The following is a 15,249-nucleotide window of genomic DNA, read 5'->3' as shown; positions in this document are numbered from 1 at the left end:
GTTACGCTTTGAAGCTGTGAAGTTGATTCATTACAGGGTTCAAGTTGCCTTTTATTATGTCGTCAACATAGCGCAATGATTCGTCGATTGTTTGTTCTATTTTTGCATAGTCGTCAGGAGACGCTTTTTTAAGAACGTAATTGGCGACTTGACTTGCGTGACCTGGGTGGCCAATACCTATTCTTAGGCGGCCAAAGTCACGGTTGTTCGCAAGCTTAGCAATAATGTCTTTTAATCCGTTGTGACCACCATGCCCACCACCTTTTTTTAATTTAGCTGTACCGGGTGGAATATCAAGCTCATCGTGAATAACAAGGACTTCTTCAGGGGGAATTTTATAGAACTGACAAACAGCCTGAACGGCTTTGCCGCTTAAATTCATATAGGTGGTGGGAATAAGGAGGTAACATTCTTCACCAGCTATAGAAACTTTGCCAAATTGGCCGGAAAACTTTTTCTCGGCGCGAAGAAGGCATTGGCTCTGACGAGCCAATGCCTCAATCCACTGAGCGCCTGCATTGTGACGAGTGTTCTCGTATTCGTTGCCTGGGTTCCCCAAGCCGACTAATAATCTGAAACCTGCCACAATACTGCCTTCAATAGTCTTAACGTTTAGCTTTGCCGATACGACCGATAGGTTGGTTGTGATCTTCGCCTTTCAACAAAGAAATCAATTCAACGCCTTCTGGAAGAATAACATCAGATAGGTGGTAAATTTGATCAAGTTGACCATTGATCGCGTCTACTATCAATACTTCAGGTAGGTTAGCTGGTAGGCAACGAACTTCAGCCAGTTTAGATTCAACTGTCAAGCGACCACCTTGGCCTTTAACGCCTTCACTTTGAGCCGCGTTGATGAAGCTTAAAGGAACGCGAGTAGTGATTGGCTTGTCTTCTTGAACGCGCTGAAGGTCCATGTGCATAACAAGGCCTGTTGCTGGGTGACGTTGTAGCGCTTTTACAAGTACTTTCTCTGCTTTACCGTCTACAGATACTTCAACTAGACCAGTCAAGAAACCTGGAGTAGAAACAGATTTAAGAATCTCGTTGTCTTTAAAAGAAACAGATTGTGGTGCAGTTTCACCACCATAGATAACCGCTGGTACTAGACCAGTGTTACGAAGGCGGCGGCTCGCACCCTTGCCTTCTTCATTACGTGCTACGGCATTAATAGATAATGACATGGTATTTTCCTAATAATTAATCAAAGTTTGTGCCCAGAACTGCGACCCGTTCCGAGCGTTAGTGTTTGGCTTAGGCCCCAAACATGGCACTGATAGACTCTTCGTTGCATACACGACGAACAGCCTCCGCCATAATGTCAGACATCGACAATTGGCGTATTTGAGGGCAATTAAGCGCCTCTTGTGTCAATGGGATGGTATCAGTCACGACCAACTCATCAAGCACGGAATTTGTAATGTTCTCAATGGCTTTGCCTGATAGCACTGGATGAGTGCAGTAGGCGATTACTTTTTCAGCACCGTGATCTTTTAGGGCTTTTGCAGCGGCACACAAGGTGCCGCCAGTGTCGCACATGTCATCCACTAGGACGCATGTTTTTCCAGCGACATCACCAATCAAATGCATGATTTGAGCTTCGTTAGCGCGAGGACGACGTTTGTCTATAATAGCTAGGTCTGCGTCATCAAGTAGTTTTGCGAAGGCGCGTGCTCGAACAACACCACCTACATCTGGAGAGACAATGGTTATGTTCTTATGACCTTGGCGTTGTAAATCTTCAAGTAGTAGAGGTGTTGCGTAGACGTTATCAACAGGGATATCGAAGAACCCTTGGATTTGGTCTGCATGAAGATCAACGGTTAATACACGGTTGATGCCAACAGCCGAAATCATATCGGCCACCACTTTCGCTGTAATAGGTACGCGGGCTGAGCGTACACGACGATCTTGTCGGGCATAACCAAAATAGGGAATAACAGCCGTCACTCGTGTGGCAGATGCTCGACGTAGAGCGTCTGCCATGACGATCAGTTCCATTAGATTGTCATTAGTAGGGGCGCAGGTGGATTGGATAATAAAAACGTCTTTTCCACGGACATTCTCATTGATCTCGACCGTAATTTCTCCGTCACTAAACTTACCTACGGTTGCGTTTCCGATAGGTAGCCCTAGGCGGCGTACCACCCTGCGAGCGAGTTCAGGGTTTGCATTACCGGTAAAAACCATCAACTTGGACACTGTGTATACCCTTTGTATTTTGTAGCGATAAAATAGACTGGCCAGGGAAGTGGTTTGTTTATTTGGGACACTTATCCTTATTTTGCTTAATCCACTGGTTTAGTGCGTCGTGAGTTGGTGATGTGTTACACCCATGACAAACCCAACTCTGCCATTTTTTTGGTGTAGACAATCTTACTCGCTCAGCGTCACGCACATTATCGAATGCTAAAAATAGACAAGCCCCCGTCCCAGTTAACTTTGCATCGCCATGGTTTTTAAGCCATAAATACGCTTCATTCACTTCAGGATTGTGCTTTCTAACCACATCTAAACAGTCGTTATGGCCACCCAGCTTCAAGGCGTGCGATATTCTGATCGGAGGGGTGTCTCTTGTCAAATATTTATCGGTAAAGATTTGACCCGTTGAGACGTGACAATTGGGCTTAAGGAGTAAAAAATACGGTGTATCTAATGTGACTTTTTGAAGCTTCTCTCCAACACCTTCCGCAAAGGCTGCAAAACCCATGACAAAAACGGGAACATCCGCGCCTAATTGGACTCCCAGTTTAGCCAGTTTTTCTAAAGAAAGATGACATTCCCATAGGGTGTTTAGAGCCAACAAAGTCGTGGCGGCATTGGAACTTCCTCCGCCGATTCCTCCACCCATAGGTAGTTGTTTTTTTAGGATAATATCTATGCCGGCGTGGGGGTTTTGCTTAAAGGGAATAAGTAATTTTGCCGCTTTATAAATGAGGTTTTCTTCTGTTGGAAGTTGCTCAATAGCAGGTGAGATAGTGATGTTGTTATCTCTAGTAAGCGAGAAATCAAGCGTGTCGCATAAATCGATAAATTGAAACAGTGTTTGCAGTTCGTGGTAACCGTCTTCTCGTCGGCCGGTGATGTGTAAAAATAAATTTAATTTTGCAGGAGAAGGTAGTTGCATGCTGGTTACTGAATGGTCCATTGGTTGATAATCAAGTTTACTTTAAAAGGGGGGTTAGATACTTGCATTTTTTGAGGCAAGGATAGGCCATTTACTGTTGTAAAGCTGTTGTAAGTCACCAGCCAGCCATCTTGTTCTATTTTTCTTGGCAGTTTGCTGTCTGTGTCGTGGGTGATTCGTGCGGCTGAGTGCGGGTCCGCCAAGCCTCTTATCCAATAAGAAACCTGTTCTACTGGGAATTCCCAACCAAGCTCTTGTTGCAGCAGTGTGGCTGGGTCGTTGCCGGTTATCACGGTGTCATCATAAGCCAATGTGACAACGCCATCTTGAGATTTATCTAGCTTGGTTGCGCCTTGACCAAAAGGGCCAACAATATTAAGAGCGAAGGTCGTTGGATCTTTTTGCCAGTTAAAATTGCCAGAAACTGCGTCTTTTGGTGTGCGAATGCCAACTCGACCAGATGTTTCCCATTTTGAAATGGCGCCAACACTGGTGGGTGGTGGTGTGATTGGCCCTGTTGGTTGCGTACTACAGGCACTGATAAGTGCGGTCAAAGTAAGTAGGCAGAGGATACGGTAGTTCATCATGGTTTATCCTGTTCTAGTTCATCCATCAGCGACGGTGAAAGTCGTTTTATAGTTTCAAGTAATAATGGCGTACCTGGCGATGTTTTTAAGGCCGCTTTCCATATATCTATTGCTTCTTTGTAGTGGCGTTGTTGCCAGAGAGACTCGCCGTAATGGGCCGCAATCTCAGCATCGGGTAGAATTGACCAGGCTTTTTTTAAATAATAAGAAGACTTCTCTAACTCTCCTTTCATAAAGAACCCCCATCCTAAACTATCAATAACAGCTGGGTCATTGTCTGCTTTCTCGTAGGCGGATTCTATGTAGTTCATTGCTTCATCAATACGGGCAGTTCGGGTGAGCAGTGTGTAGCCAAGTGCATTGAGGTACTGTGGGTTATCTGGATCTTTTTCGAGTAGTATTTTGAGTTCAATTTCCGTTACCGTCCAGTTTCCTAGCGTTTCAGCGAGTAACGCTTTTCGATAGCGCAAAACGTCGGACTCCGGTAACGCGATTAAGGCGTGGTTTAGTAATTCATAGGATAAATCGATATTCCCTTTTTCCTCATGAAGTCGGCTGATAGCAGAGACCTGCTCCGGCATATTTTCCCGTAGAGTACGGTTGAGAATCATGTCGTTGACGTCGCTCTCTTTGCCTGCGTCATAAAGCCATAATGCCATTTGGCTGGTGGCATTAGCGCGTAAAGCACCGTCCACCGTATCCATTGTTTTGATGGCTTCTGTTTTTTTGCCTAGTTGAGCAAGCGCAATGGCGGTCAAATATTGAATTTGATCTGATAAGCCCAGTTGTTTTTTGGGCAGGAGGTTAGCAGTCTCAAGTGCCAGTGTTGGTTGTTCGTGCTCTAGCAAGGTACGCATGAAATTGATGCCGATTTGAAGTTTTTCAGGTGTTTCTAAGTTCGTACTTTGAAATACCGTTGCTGCGCGTTCGGATTGCTTATTTTCGACAAGAAAGTCAATCAAAGGCGTTAGTAATCGTACGTTTTTTGGGGCGCGCTGGGACGCTGTCTGTAATGTTTTTATGGCATCTTCGAATCGATCAAGGTTTTTTTGACTAAAAGCCAAAATGAGGTAAAGAGCTTCGCTTTTTTCGGTGTTAGGCTGAGCTAGAAGTTGCTTGGATGCATTAATTGCGGACTGATACTTTCCTGAAAGCAATAAAAGGTGCGCATGGCTCAGCTGCACGTATTGATCGCGTTTTGATTCAGGAGATAGTGCTGCTATCGCTTCTTCTATGGTATTAACTTGATCGCTGTCACGGACAACTTCTTCAAGATAAAGCGGCAAAAAGCGTAGCGACGTCTTGTGTCGAATTGCGCTGGTCAGCAGCGTTGTCACTTCGTCCGGACGATCCCCTTTGACGAGGACTTGCAGTTTAAGTGAGTAAGCTTGCTCCGACGTTGGGTCAACGGACAACCATAAATTCGTACTTTTTTCTATGTAAAGGCGGTTTTGTGAAACGACTGCAATGTGTGTGAGTCGCTCTATCAGTGCAAGATTTTCGGATTGGCTAGCTAGCTTATAAAACGAGTCAAATGCTTTATTTGGACCTTCTCTTTGTAGCGTAAATTCGGCGTTGAGAAGCTCTGCAATGTTGCTATGAGACACTTTCTGCTCGAGAGGTGTTTCTTTGCTCAATGGTGCGATATCGGGTCGAGTCGTGTTATAGGTGCAGGCGCTTAATAATAATGCCCCCCAAAGAATGGTAAGCAGCACCAAAAACTTTTTTGTCTGAGGCTTTCTTATGTGGTTTTTGTGTATGAGGTCTAAAACAGACGACATGTGCTTTCTCGACGTTAAATTCATATAACCCTTATGGTATCGCTAGCCACTCTTTATGTCAGGCATAACTATAAACTAATCCTATTACTTTTATTGATCATATGGGGTGCGAAAAAAAGCTAATTTCTCGTATAATGTGTCTTCTTTATGTAAAGAGTCGTGTTGGAGCAATGCCTGCTCCTGTCATTACCTTAAATCTCGATCTTTGAGAAGAGTCCTGAATGCCGCTAATTACTGTAGGTGTAAATCACAAAACTGCGCCGGTTTCGATCCGTGAGCGTGTGGCGTTTGCCCCTGAAAAAATGATAGATGCCTTGTCTTCTCTTATATCTGAGAAAAAAGCCAATGAAGCTGTCATAGTGTCCACCTGTAATCGAACTGAATTGTATTGTTCAGTTGAAGATTTCAATAGGGTGGACGACGTTATTGCGTGGCTTGGGCAATATCACGGTATCGCTCTGTCGGAATTAAAGCAATATTGCTACACGTACTCTAACGATGATAGTGTGCGTCACATTATGCGAGTGGCTTCTGGATTAGATTCTTTAATTTTAGGCGAGCCTCAAATCCTCGGGCAGGTAAAGTCAGCCTACGCGGTTTCGCAAGAAGGGTCTTGCATTGGTCCTGAATTAGATTCCTTATTTCAGCGTGCTTTTTCTGTCGCTAAACGTGTCCGTACCGATACGGCCATCGGTGAAAACCCGGTGTCGATCGCGTTTGCTGCCGTGAGTCTGGCACAACGTATTTTTGCCGATATTAGAAATAGCACCGCGTTGCTTATTGGTGCAGGACAGACGATTGAATTGGTGGCTAGACACCTTAAAGAAAATGGAATTAAACGAATTATAGTCGCCAACCGAACTTTGGCTCGAGCCGAAGCATTGGCAAATGAGCTAAATGCGGAAGCCATTATGTTAGGCGAAATAGGCGACTACTTATCGCAAGCAGATATTGTCATTTCGTCTACGGCCAGCCAATTACCGATTATAGGGAAGGGCATGGTTGAGCGTGCTACGTCGCAGCGCCGGCATTCTCCCATGTTATTGATTGATATTGCTGTGCCTCGCGATATAGAGCCGGAAGTCGAAGAAGTAAACGATGCATACCTTTATACCGTAGATGATCTTCATTCAGTGATTGAAGAAAATGTCCGCGCAAGGCAAGATGCTGCGAAAGCGGCAGAGGAAATGATCGAAGAAGGGGTTAGTTCTTATCGACGGGTAGTCGAATCAAGAAAAGTCTCAGACATTATCGTTACGTTCAGAAAATCTGCTGAGCTTATTAAAAATGCAGAACTGGAAAAAGCACTTAAAGGACTTGAGAGAGGGCAGTCTCCGGAGCAGGTGCTCAATAAGCTGGCTCATGGCTTAATGAATAAACTCATTCACTCGCCGACGCGTTATTTGCGTGATGCTGGTGCAGATGCAGATCAAAATGCATTAACCATTGCCTCAAATGTATTAGGCATTTATGAAGAAAAAGATAACTAAAAAATGAAAGAATCCATAAAGTTAAAGTTAGAAAGTTTGTCTGATCGCTATGATGAATTGGCTGTACTGTTAAGTGTTGCTGAAGTCATTATGAATCAGGATCTGTTTCGTTCTTATTCAAAAGAGTACGCCGAACTAGAGCCAGTGGTTAAGTGTTTTAATGAGTTTCAGCAAATTGACGAAAATATTGCTGAATCTGAACTCATGATGACGGACTCAGATCCCGATATTAAAGAAATGGGTGTTGAAGAGTACAAAGCAGGACAAGCGCAGAAAGAAGCGCTTCAGCTTGTGTTGCAAAAGTTACTTTTACCCAAAGACCCTAACGATTCGAGAAACGTGTTTTTAGAAGTTCGAGCGGGTACTGGTGGTGATGAAGCATCTATTTTCTCTGGCGACTTATTCCGCATGTATTCACGTTATGCAGAGACTCAGCGCTGGAAAGTTGAAATTGTCAGCGCAAGTGATGGTGAACATGGTGGTTACAAAGAAGTCATTGCGCGAGTAGTAGGTGAAGGTGCTTATTCTAAATTGAAGTTTGAATCTGGAGTGCATCGAGTGCAACGAGTGCCCGCTACGGAATCTCAAGGACGTATTCATACCTCGGCTTGTACTGTTGCCGTAATGCCAGAAATGGATGAAGTAGACGACATTATTATCAATAAAGGGGATTTACGTATTGATACTTTCCGAGCGTCAGGCGCGGGTGGTCAGCACGTAAACAAAACAGATTCAGCAATTCGTCTTACTCACATTCCAACGGGTGTGGTGGTTGAGTGTCAGGAAGAGCGTTCTCAGCATAAGAACCGTGCTAAAGCTATGTCTTTATTGGCGTCGCGCTTGTTAGCCGCCGAGCAAGATAAAGCCGCAAGCGAACAATCCGAAGCACGTAAGTCTTTGGTTGGTAGTGGTGACCGCTCAGAACGTATTCGTACCTATAATTATCCACAAGGTCGTGTTACGGATCACCGTATTAATTTAACCTTGTATAAATTAGACGAAATTGTAACAGGTGAATTGGATGTATTGATTAATCCGTTAGTGAATGAGTTCCAGGCTGAACAGCTTGCAGCGCTTAGCGGCGACAATTAATCTATAATTGAATACTAGGATAAGGTAATCATCGTGTATGCGAATTGATGAACTATTAAAAGGCGCTTCCGAGCGCCTTACTTTTGTCTCTGATACGGCTCAGCTAGATGTCCGGCTTTTACTTGCGCATGTTTTAGCCGTATCGACGTCTTACTTTTATACTTGGCCTGAAAAGGTAGTTGGTGAGGCTGATCTTGAGCGATTCAATTTACTGTTGGCTCGTCGAGTGCTTGGTGAACCCATTGCTTATTTATTGGGGCATCAAGCATTTTGGAGCTTGGATATTGAAGTCTCACCTTGTACCTTAATTCCACGAGCTGATACGGAGCGACTTGTGGAAGTTGCTTTGTCTAGACTTGATGTTAGTAAAGCGCATCGCATTTTAGATCTTGGCACTGGAACAGGCGCCATTGCGCTGGCACTTGCGGCAGAGCGGCCTCGTGCGAATGTAATTGGAGTGGATCTTGTTGAGGGGGCGGTAGCGTTGGCTAAGCGCAATGCTTTACGAAATCAACTTTGTAATGTGACGTTTATGCACAGTAGTTGGTTTGATGCGTTAAAAGGTACTGAAAAGTTCGATTTAATTGTCTCTAATCCACCCTATATTGACCCTAATGATGAGCATTTGTCGAAAGGGGATGTGCGCTTTGAGCCTAAAAGTGCGTTGGTGGCAGAGAATCATGGCTTGGCAGACATTGAGCATATCATCAGTGTGGCGCATGGTTTTATGGCGTCAAACGCGTATTTGATGTTCGAACATGGTTATGATCAAGCGGAAGCGATTCGAGAGCGATTTAATTTGACGGGTTATTCTTTTGTTGAAAGTTTTCAAGACCTGGGTGGCAACGATCGTGTAACAATTGGGCAGTGGATTGACTAACTTAAGCCGTTCATCAACTAAATCAATGAAGAAAGTACTAAAACGAGTACTTTCTTCATTGTGTCCTGTGTTATTTATTTTTTTGGCTGGGCGCTTTCAGGGCGAATAAACACAGGGTTGTCTTTTGTCGATTGCTGAGGATCATAGCGATAGCCTGCTAGATTGAACGCTTTAATTTCGTCTAACGTCTCGCAACGGTTTTCTATAAGGTATCGAGCCATTAAGCCGCGAGCTTTTTTTGCATAGAAGCTAATCACTTTGAATTGACCGTTTTTTTCGTCGAGAAAATTTGGGCTGATGAGCGTCGAGGTTAGCTTTTTCTTGTTAACCGCTTTGAAATACTCATTAGACGCCAAATTGACCAATAGCTCGTCTTCTAGCAGTGATTCATTGATTTTATCAACAATGATGTCCCCCCAAAACTGATAGAGATTACTTCCTCTGTCGTTTTTCAGCCTTGTCCCCATTTCAAGTCGGTAGGCTTGCATCAGGTCAAGCGGCTTTAGTAAGCCATATAAACCACTTAAAATGCGTAGGGACTTTTGGGCATAATTGATATCGCTTTCATTTAACGAATAAGCGTCTAATCCGGTATAAACATCACCCATAAAGGTATAAATCGCTGGCCGACTATTGAGCTGTGTGTGTGTGTTTTGCCATTCTTGATAGCGAGATACATTAAGTGTGGCAAGTTTATCGCTTAACTTCATTAATGAGGCGATATCGGCCGGTGTACAAGGTTTAATTGTATTAATGAGTTGCTGAGAGTCATCCAGCAGCTCTGGTAAGCTGAATGACTCATTGTTAGGCTTTGATGTTAGGTCCAGTGTCTTAGCTGGTGAGATTAAAAACTTCATAGTTATTCCATCTGCTTGATCATTGCGTTCCCTAAAGATTATCCATAGAGTGTCGATAAATATCCAGACAATGCTTTAATAGAGATAATTTATGAAGAATAATCTGATACCATTCCCTCAGTCTCGTCAGTCTGATCAGCAAACAAAAACCCCTCTTGCGTCTAGCAATGAACTTACTGCGCTTCGTGCGGCGTTTGATCAAGCTCGTGCTGATTGGGTAATAGAGCTTGCTGAGTTACCTGAAAATAATAAAATGCGTTGTGGCTCAAAAAAATAATCGAATTATCCTTCATTGTTTTCTTTTGGGTCGCCTATTAAGGTATAAAACCCATGTTGCTTTTTCTTGTGCGTCATTCACTTCTTTTTATGTTCGCGTTTGCCATACTCGGCTTTTTGATTCCCTCTGTCTCATTAGCATTTTTCCCATTTCTTCCCTTTGTTTTGTTTACACTGATGACATTGACGTTACTGGGTATGAAGCAAAATGAATTGATTAAGCGTTTAAGCAGTAAAGAAATATGGTTATACGCTGCTTTGCATTCTGCTGTCTTTATGGTCGTGGTCGGTGTTATTGGCTGGTGGTTGTCTTTCGACCAGAATCTTTTATTGGCTGTGGTTGCTGTAGCTGCGACAGGGTCATTGTTTGCGACGCCCGCTATTGTTCGTGCATTAGGTTTTGATAGTCTGCAGGCGATGGCAATGACCATTGCCACCACGTTGGTTTTACCGATTTCTATTTTTCTTGTTTTAGTGCTGTATCAAACGGAGCGAGTTGAGCTTGACTGGATTAGTTATTTTATTCGTTTACTTGTTTTTATATTCGGGCCTATGCTTTTTTCCTTTCTAGTTCATCGTTTTTTTCCTGAAGAATCGTTAAGTCGCTTCTTAATAAAAATATCGCCTTATACTATTTTATTAGTGTTTGCTTTTCCGTTTGGATTGGTTGGAAGCTTTCGAGTTTTGTTTGATCAAGACCCAATGATGGCATTGAAATATTTTATGATTGCTACTGGATTGTGTTGTTTGTTTTTTGTGCTGTCTTACTTTTTTTATCGAAAACAAGGTAAGGCCATTGCGCTGACGGCGGCGATTACGTCCGGAAACCGAAATGTATTACTGACATACAGTATTGCCGGAGTACTATTAGGTCCAGCCTTTTTGCCGTTAGCCGGCGCCTTACAAATCCCTACATATTTACTGCCTGTTTTTACTCGCTGGCTTAGCCGAATCTTACTAAAGTAATTTTATATATTTTATTTAGACTTATTTTGGTATTCAAATAATTCAGTTTTACAAAGAAAGAGTGATGGGGGATACCCATACTATTTTAAGGATGATTGCACCATGCGTCACAACACACCAATTACCGCTCAAGAAAAAACCTTCGAAAAAAGCGAAAAATTAATTTCAACCACCGATCTAAAAGGCAATATTATTCATTGTAATGATGCCTTTGTGAAAATTAGTGGCTTTGATAAAAGTGAATTAATCGGCAGCCCTCATAATATTGTTCGACATCCAGACATGCCTCAAGAAGCCTTCCAAATTATGTGGGAGACGATAAAGCAAGGTAAAGCCTGGATGGGATTGGTTAAGAATCGCTGTAAGAACGGTGATTATTATTGGGTAGATGCCTATGTGACCCCCGTTCTAGAAGTAGGAAAAGTGGTCGGCTATGAATCGGTTCGAACCGTTCCAAATCGAGAAGATGTGCTGCGGGCTGAAAAAATATATCGGAAAATTGTGAGTGGGAAGAGGGTGTCCCCCCGTGCTTTTCTATCGTGGAAAATTGTATTGCCTGTGGTAAGTGTTGTCATGGCCATCGCAGCGGGTAGCGTCAATATACTTTACGCTGCTGGGGTGCTGGCAGTGGCAAGTTTATTGGCAAATGGTTTGTTTTGGCTAAATCATGCAACGCTGCAAGCGACATTAAAAAAGCGCCTATCGGCGGCTTTTTTGCACCCATTAGCAGGAGTAACCTATTCAGATGCTGCTTTGGATATTGCCACTTTAGATGTTGGTGTGAAAAGTCTTTTGTCGAGAATGGATGCGGTATTAACTCGATTTGAAGATGAATCTTTGAAGGTATCTCAGCAATCTAAGGTAGGTCTGGAACTTACTATTGAGACAACAAAAGGCATGGTGAGCCAGCAGCACGAGACTCAAGATGTTGCCACTGCGATGCAGCAAATGACCACAACAATTAATGACGTTGCTCAGCATGTACAGATGACGGCAGACAGCGCTAAATCCTCTTTTGAGTCTGCTGAGAGCGGTCAAAAAATAGTCAAAGAAACACGCAATTCAATACGCCAGTTAAGCGACACTGTGAGCGATATTAGCGCTACCGTTCAGGAATTAGCGGACCACTCTGAAAAAATAGCTCAAGTTGCGCAAATGATCGATCAAATTGCAGAGCAGACTAATCTTTTGGCATTAAATGCCGCAATAGAAGCCGCGCGCGCGGGTGAGTACGGACGCGGTTTTGCGGTTGTTGCGGATGAAGTTCGTCAACTGGCTCAAAGGACGCAGGGGTCTACGCAGGATATCCATAATATTATAGGGACGTTGCGAAGCGGTTCTCAAAATTCTGTGACGATTGCCAACCAAGGTAAACAAGATGCTGAAAAAGGCTTAGATAAAATCGTTGAATTGGAAAATGCGTTTGTTAACATCGTCGGTGCGGTGTCGAATATCTCTGATATGGCGATGCAAATGTCAGCCGCAGTAGAAGAACAGGCTCATGTTGCTGAAGATATTAATCGACAAGTGGTGCGTATTTCAGATTTGTCAGTAGAGAGCTCAGAAAAATCTAACTTATCGAGCGATAGCATCCGAGCGCTGCAGAATGTCGCGGATGATATGCACGAGCTAGTGGTGCGATTTAAATAAAGGTCCATTAAGCGAGTTTGAAAAAAAAACGCGGTTATGAAAATAACGGCGTTTTTTTTGGATCGATTTTTGTTTTGACTGCTAAGGAAGTGGTAAGCTTTTTAATTGGTTACTCGCGTGGTTTAGGTGAATCATCATCAGTTCTTGGCTTGCTTTGGTGTCACCCATTGCTTTGAGTAGACGACTTAGTTCAGCAAGGGCTTCGTTCTGTGTATCAAGTGCTAGCGCTTGTTCATAATAGTCTCTGGCTTTCCCCCATAGCATCATCGATTGACTTAGACGGCCACAGATGAGGTATAGATTTGCACTGGCAGGTTCTTTCTTAAGCCAGTTCTCGCTATTGGTTAATAACTTTTTGATATTGTCTTGTTTGATGTTGCCATATTCATAAACCAGAATATCAGACCATTTCTGATTCAAACTATGGCGAATAAAACTTTCTGCTTTGGCATCGTCACCAAAATGAATGAGTGTTTGAGCGTATAGCTGTCTCATTCTGTCATCTTGAGAAAGTGTATCTAATTTATTCCATAGACTTTCTACTTCAGCAACCAACTCTTTTTTGTTTTGTCCGAGTTTATTGCGGAACTTGATTTTATCGAGCAAGGCTAAAAAAGCATTACGTTCTAGCTCGAGCATGTTGTCGTCGTCAAATATGCCGTCTTTTTTAAGGGTTGGAGTGAGTGTTAGTAGGGCATCCCAATCTTTTAGTTGTGTATAAACGGTGACCAGCATTTTTAACACTTGTTTGTGCTTTGGTTTTAGCTTTTGAAGACGCAAAAGAGAGGCTAAAGCACCTTCATAATGCTGTTGTTTTATTTGAATTTGGCTTTGAGCGAAACCAATGGCGAATTCTGCTTCTGGTGTTGATTTATGAGCGGAACGTAATAATGCCTTTGATCGTTCATGCTCGTCTTGTTCACTGGCCGCGTATGCTGCGCTAATGTAGTTTATCAAAGGGTAAGGGACTTTCTCGGCGCTGTTCGTCAGCAGCTTTTCTGCTTTATTCCAGTTGCCTCCGACGAGTTCCAACATTCCTCTTATTGTGTTTCGAGAGGCTCTTTTTTGCGCTAGATTCCCCGTTACTTTTGCCAAAGAATTACTGGGGCTGAGCGCAATAAATAAAATGCGTTTTATCCAGCTCATTACAAATAAAGCGATAACCATAGCGGTAGCCAAAACCCATAAGCTGGTTTCTATAGTGACGCCGTTATAAGCCAATAAAACATAACCGCTGTCTTGGCGCATTAGTAACCCTAAAACGCCACCAACGGCCATCATGATGACAAGCAAAAAGAGGAGTTTTCTCATAGGTCATCTCCTAAATCTGTTTGATGTGCGTCGAGGTTTTCTTCTTTCGCTGGTGGTTGCTCTGTAGTGCTAGTGACTGGGGCGTTATCACCACGAGTTGTCCACTCTTTCATTAAGGACTTCATCGCTATCAATGATTCTCTAGGCAGCGGCAAGTCTGGCGATGGATTCAACTGTTGCAAGGCGGTTAAACTCGCCAAAAATGAAGTGACGCGGTTTGATTGCGTTTCAAAATGCGTCGTTGTGGCATTTGCAACACGAGATAGAGCTGTTTGATAGATAACGGGCTCGCCTTTAATTAGCGCGACTTGCGCTATTTCTAGTTGAAGCTGAAGACCGGTGATGAGTTCTTGGTATTCTGCTGGAGGTAACAAGGCTTTGATCGGTTTGTGGTTGTAGTTGATCACAACCAAAGATCTAAGTGATTGCCAGAAACTCTCTAATGCTGATGTCAGCTGATTTGTTGTGCTAATTGTTGGTTTTGCTGTCGTGTTGGCTTGCCATTCTTTTGATGGCTCCCTTTGTGGGAGGGTTTGCACACTATCGTATAAAGCGTTTAATTTTAGGTAAGCGCCTTCTAGATCAAATGGGCTAATGGACTTTAGCGCTTGAATGTCTTTGGCAAGCGCTTTACGTGTCGTAAACACGATGGGATCTTCTAATTCGTTCAGGATGTCATCAGCGTTACTAAGAAGCGTAGCAGCACCGATGTTGTCAGATTCAAGCAATAAGCGCTGATTAGCAAGGCGAATGAGGTACTCCGCTTCAGCAAGCTTCCAATCTTCTTTGGTGGTACTGCTGAGTCGATTAAGTTTTGATTCAAACGATAACAATTTTTCACTTTGTTGGGATTGATGTGCGAGAAGCTGATCTTTTTGCGTTTGAATGGTTTGTTCTGACTGTTTAACTTGCTCAATCAGCTGGTTGAGCTGAGATTGGTTTAGCATGCTAACGTTAATTTTTCTGTCAATATTCGCTTGTTGAACAGCGACTTGTTTAATATCTTGGTTCACTGTGCTTTGTGTACTTTGGAAATAAAGCCAGCCACTTGTTGCGATGGCAATGGCAGAAAGCCCAAATGAAACAGAGGCAAACAGTTTTGTTGTTGGTGGTGTCGTCTGGGTAGGCTGTTTTTTAGATTGATCGGGGTGGCTTTCTGCATGATTAGTTGCAGTAGAAGTTGCTTCGATAGCATCGTCTGAATGTCGCTCTTGTTTATTATTCTCTGTCAT

Annotated in this window: 15 protein-coding genes; 6 read left to right on the top strand and 9 right to left on the bottom strand. The window is 43.2% G+C overall.

The features are described from left to right. Position 1 precedes the first annotated feature (1 nt). From pth to M3I01_RS13985, 6 genes are all read right to left on the bottom strand, one after another. A complete protein-coding gene (pth, locus tag M3I01_RS14010) occupies positions 2 to 586 on the bottom strand; it encodes an aminoacyl-tRNA hydrolase (protein WP_255896504.1) in 585 nt (194 codons plus the stop codon). 19 nt (positions 587 to 605) lie between these two features. Further along, positions 606 to 1,184: a 50S ribosomal protein L25/general stress protein Ctc gene (locus M3I01_RS14005; RefSeq protein ID WP_255896503.1), complete on the bottom strand. Its 579-nt coding sequence runs from the start codon at positions 1,182 to 1,184 to the stop codon at positions 606 to 608. Positions 1,185 to 1,254: 70 nt separating this feature from the next. Continuing rightward, positions 1,255 to 2,202 (bottom strand): ribose-phosphate diphosphokinase, encoded by a 948-nt coding sequence (locus M3I01_RS14000; protein WP_255896501.1) that lies wholly within the window; start codon positions 2,200 to 2,202, stop codon positions 1,255 to 1,257. A gap of 58 nt (positions 2,203 to 2,260) precedes the next feature. Then, positions 2,261 to 3,148 (bottom strand): 4-(cytidine 5'-diphospho)-2-C-methyl-D-erythritol kinase, encoded by an 888-nt coding sequence (gene ispE / locus M3I01_RS13995; RefSeq protein WP_255896500.1) that lies wholly within the window; start codon positions 3,146 to 3,148, stop codon positions 2,261 to 2,263. Then, positions 3,133 to 3,714, bottom strand: a complete 582-nt coding sequence (gene lolB / locus M3I01_RS13990) for a lipoprotein insertase outer membrane protein LolB (RefSeq protein WP_275565145.1) — start codon at positions 3,712 to 3,714, stop codon at positions 3,133 to 3,135. Before lolB ends, ispE begins: the two co-directional genes overlap by 16 nt. Beyond that, entirely contained in the window at positions 3,711 to 5,495 is a 1,785-nt protein-coding gene (locus tag M3I01_RS13985) for a tetratricopeptide repeat protein (protein ID WP_275565144.1), read from the bottom strand. The genes lolB and M3I01_RS13985 overlap by 4 nt, the downstream gene beginning before the upstream one ends. Positions 5,496 to 5,716: 221 nt before the next feature. Here M3I01_RS13985 and hemA point away from each other — a divergent pair, with 221 nt between their 5' ends. The 3 genes from hemA to prmC are packed head-to-tail and all read left to right on the top strand — an operon-like array spanning position 5,717 to position 8,957. Continuing rightward, on the top strand, positions 5,717 to 6,985 hold the full coding sequence (hemA, locus tag M3I01_RS13980; RefSeq protein WP_275565143.1) for a glutamyl-tRNA reductase: 1,269 nt from the start codon (positions 5,717 to 5,719) through the stop codon (positions 6,983 to 6,985). Between the two features lie 3 nt (positions 6,986 to 6,988). Beyond that, a complete protein-coding gene (prfA, locus tag M3I01_RS13975) occupies positions 6,989 to 8,077 on the top strand; it encodes a peptide chain release factor 1 (protein WP_255896495.1) in 1,089 nt (362 codons plus the stop codon). A 37-nt stretch (positions 8,078 to 8,114) separates the two neighbouring features. Further along, a complete protein-coding gene (gene prmC, locus M3I01_RS13970; protein ID WP_255896494.1) occupies positions 8,115 to 8,957 on the top strand; it encodes a peptide chain release factor N(5)-glutamine methyltransferase in 843 nt (280 codons plus the stop codon). 74 nt (positions 8,958 to 9,031) lie between these two features. Here the strand turns inward: prmC and yaaA are convergent, their stop codons facing one another. Continuing rightward, a complete protein-coding gene (gene yaaA, locus M3I01_RS13965) occupies positions 9,032 to 9,814 on the bottom strand; it encodes a peroxide stress protein YaaA (protein WP_255896493.1) in 783 nt (260 codons plus the stop codon). Positions 9,815 to 9,905: 91 nt separating this feature from the next. On the opposite strand from yaaA, the gene M3I01_RS13960 reads away from it, so the two are divergent. The 3 genes from M3I01_RS13960 to M3I01_RS13950 all read left to right on the top strand — a co-directional run bounded on the left by M3I01_RS13960 (position 9,906) and on the right by M3I01_RS13950 (position 12,706). Next, complete coding sequence (locus M3I01_RS13960) at positions 9,906 to 10,091, top strand: hypothetical protein (protein ID WP_255896492.1); 186 nt, start codon at positions 9,906 to 9,908, stop codon at positions 10,089 to 10,091. Positions 10,092 to 10,144: 53 nt separating this feature from the next. Then, entirely contained in the window at positions 10,145 to 11,056 is a 912-nt protein-coding gene (locus tag M3I01_RS13955; RefSeq protein ID WP_255896491.1) for a hypothetical protein, read from the top strand. A gap of 102 nt (positions 11,057 to 11,158) precedes the next feature. Beyond that, positions 11,159 to 12,706: a methyl-accepting chemotaxis protein gene (locus M3I01_RS13950; protein WP_255896490.1), complete on the top strand. Its 1,548-nt coding sequence runs from the start codon at positions 11,159 to 11,161 to the stop codon at positions 12,704 to 12,706. An 81-nt stretch (positions 12,707 to 12,787) separates the two neighbouring features. On the opposite strand, the gene M3I01_RS13945 is transcribed toward M3I01_RS13950, so the two are convergent. Together M3I01_RS13945 and M3I01_RS13940 are read right to left on the bottom strand one after the other, a co-directional pair. Continuing rightward, positions 12,788 to 14,017 (bottom strand): heme biosynthesis HemY N-terminal domain-containing protein, encoded by a 1,230-nt coding sequence (locus tag M3I01_RS13945; protein WP_255896489.1) that lies wholly within the window; start codon positions 14,015 to 14,017, stop codon positions 12,788 to 12,790. Beyond that, positions 14,014 to 15,249: a uroporphyrinogen-III C-methyltransferase gene (locus M3I01_RS13940; RefSeq protein WP_255896488.1), complete on the bottom strand. Its 1,236-nt coding sequence runs from the start codon at positions 15,247 to 15,249 to the stop codon at positions 14,014 to 14,016. The genes M3I01_RS13945 and M3I01_RS13940 overlap by 4 nt, the downstream gene beginning before the upstream one ends.

This window comes from Marinomonas maritima (assembly GCF_024435075.2).
Lineage (GTDB): Bacteria > Pseudomonadota > Gammaproteobacteria > Pseudomonadales > Marinomonadaceae > Marinomonas > Marinomonas maritima.
The sequence above is the reverse complement of the archived record's forward strand: the minus strand, read 5'-3'. Positions and strand labels throughout refer to the sequence as shown.

What these genes read in the sequence shown, in the direction of transcription:
- M3I01_RS13960 (WP_255896492.1), top strand. Translation starts at nt 9,906, where the DNA reads ATGAAGAATAATCTGATACCATTCCCTCAGTCTCGTCAGTCTGATCAG.
- yaaA (WP_255896493.1), bottom strand. Translation starts at nt 9,814, where the DNA reads ATGAAGTTTTTAATCTCACCAGCTAAGACACTGGACCTAACATCAAAG.
- hemA (WP_275565143.1), top strand. Translation starts at nt 5,717, where the DNA reads ATGCCGCTAATTACTGTAGGTGTAAATCACAAAACTGCGCCGGTTTCG.
- lolB (WP_275565145.1), bottom strand. Translation starts at nt 3,714, where the DNA reads ATGATGAACTACCGTATCCTCTGCCTACTTACTTTGACCGCACTTATC.
- M3I01_RS13945 (WP_255896489.1), bottom strand. Translation starts at nt 14,017, where the DNA reads ATGAGAAAACTCCTCTTTTTGCTTGTCATCATGATGGCCGTTGGTGGC.
- ispE (WP_255896500.1), bottom strand. Translation starts at nt 3,148, where the DNA reads ATGGACCATTCAGTAACCAGCATGCAACTACCTTCTCCTGCAAAATTA.
- M3I01_RS14005 (WP_255896503.1), bottom strand. Translation starts at nt 1,184, where the DNA reads ATGTCATTATCTATTAATGCCGTAGCACGTAATGAAGAAGGCAAGGGT.
- M3I01_RS13955 (WP_255896491.1), top strand. Translation starts at nt 10,145, where the DNA reads ATGTTGCTTTTTCTTGTGCGTCATTCACTTCTTTTTATGTTCGCGTTT.
- M3I01_RS13950 (WP_255896490.1), top strand. Translation starts at nt 11,159, where the DNA reads ATGCGTCACAACACACCAATTACCGCTCAAGAAAAAACCTTCGAAAAA.
- M3I01_RS13985 (WP_275565144.1), bottom strand. Translation starts at nt 5,495, where the DNA reads ATGTCGTCTGTTTTAGACCTCATACACAAAAACCACATAAGAAAGCCT.
- prfA (WP_255896495.1), top strand. Translation starts at nt 6,989, where the DNA reads ATGAAAGAATCCATAAAGTTAAAGTTAGAAAGTTTGTCTGATCGCTAT.
- M3I01_RS13940 (WP_255896488.1), bottom strand. Translation starts at nt 15,249, where the DNA reads ATGACAGAGAATAATAAACAAGAGCGACATTCAGACGATGCTATCGAA.
- prmC (WP_255896494.1), top strand. Translation starts at nt 8,115, where the DNA reads ATGCGAATTGATGAACTATTAAAAGGCGCTTCCGAGCGCCTTACTTTT.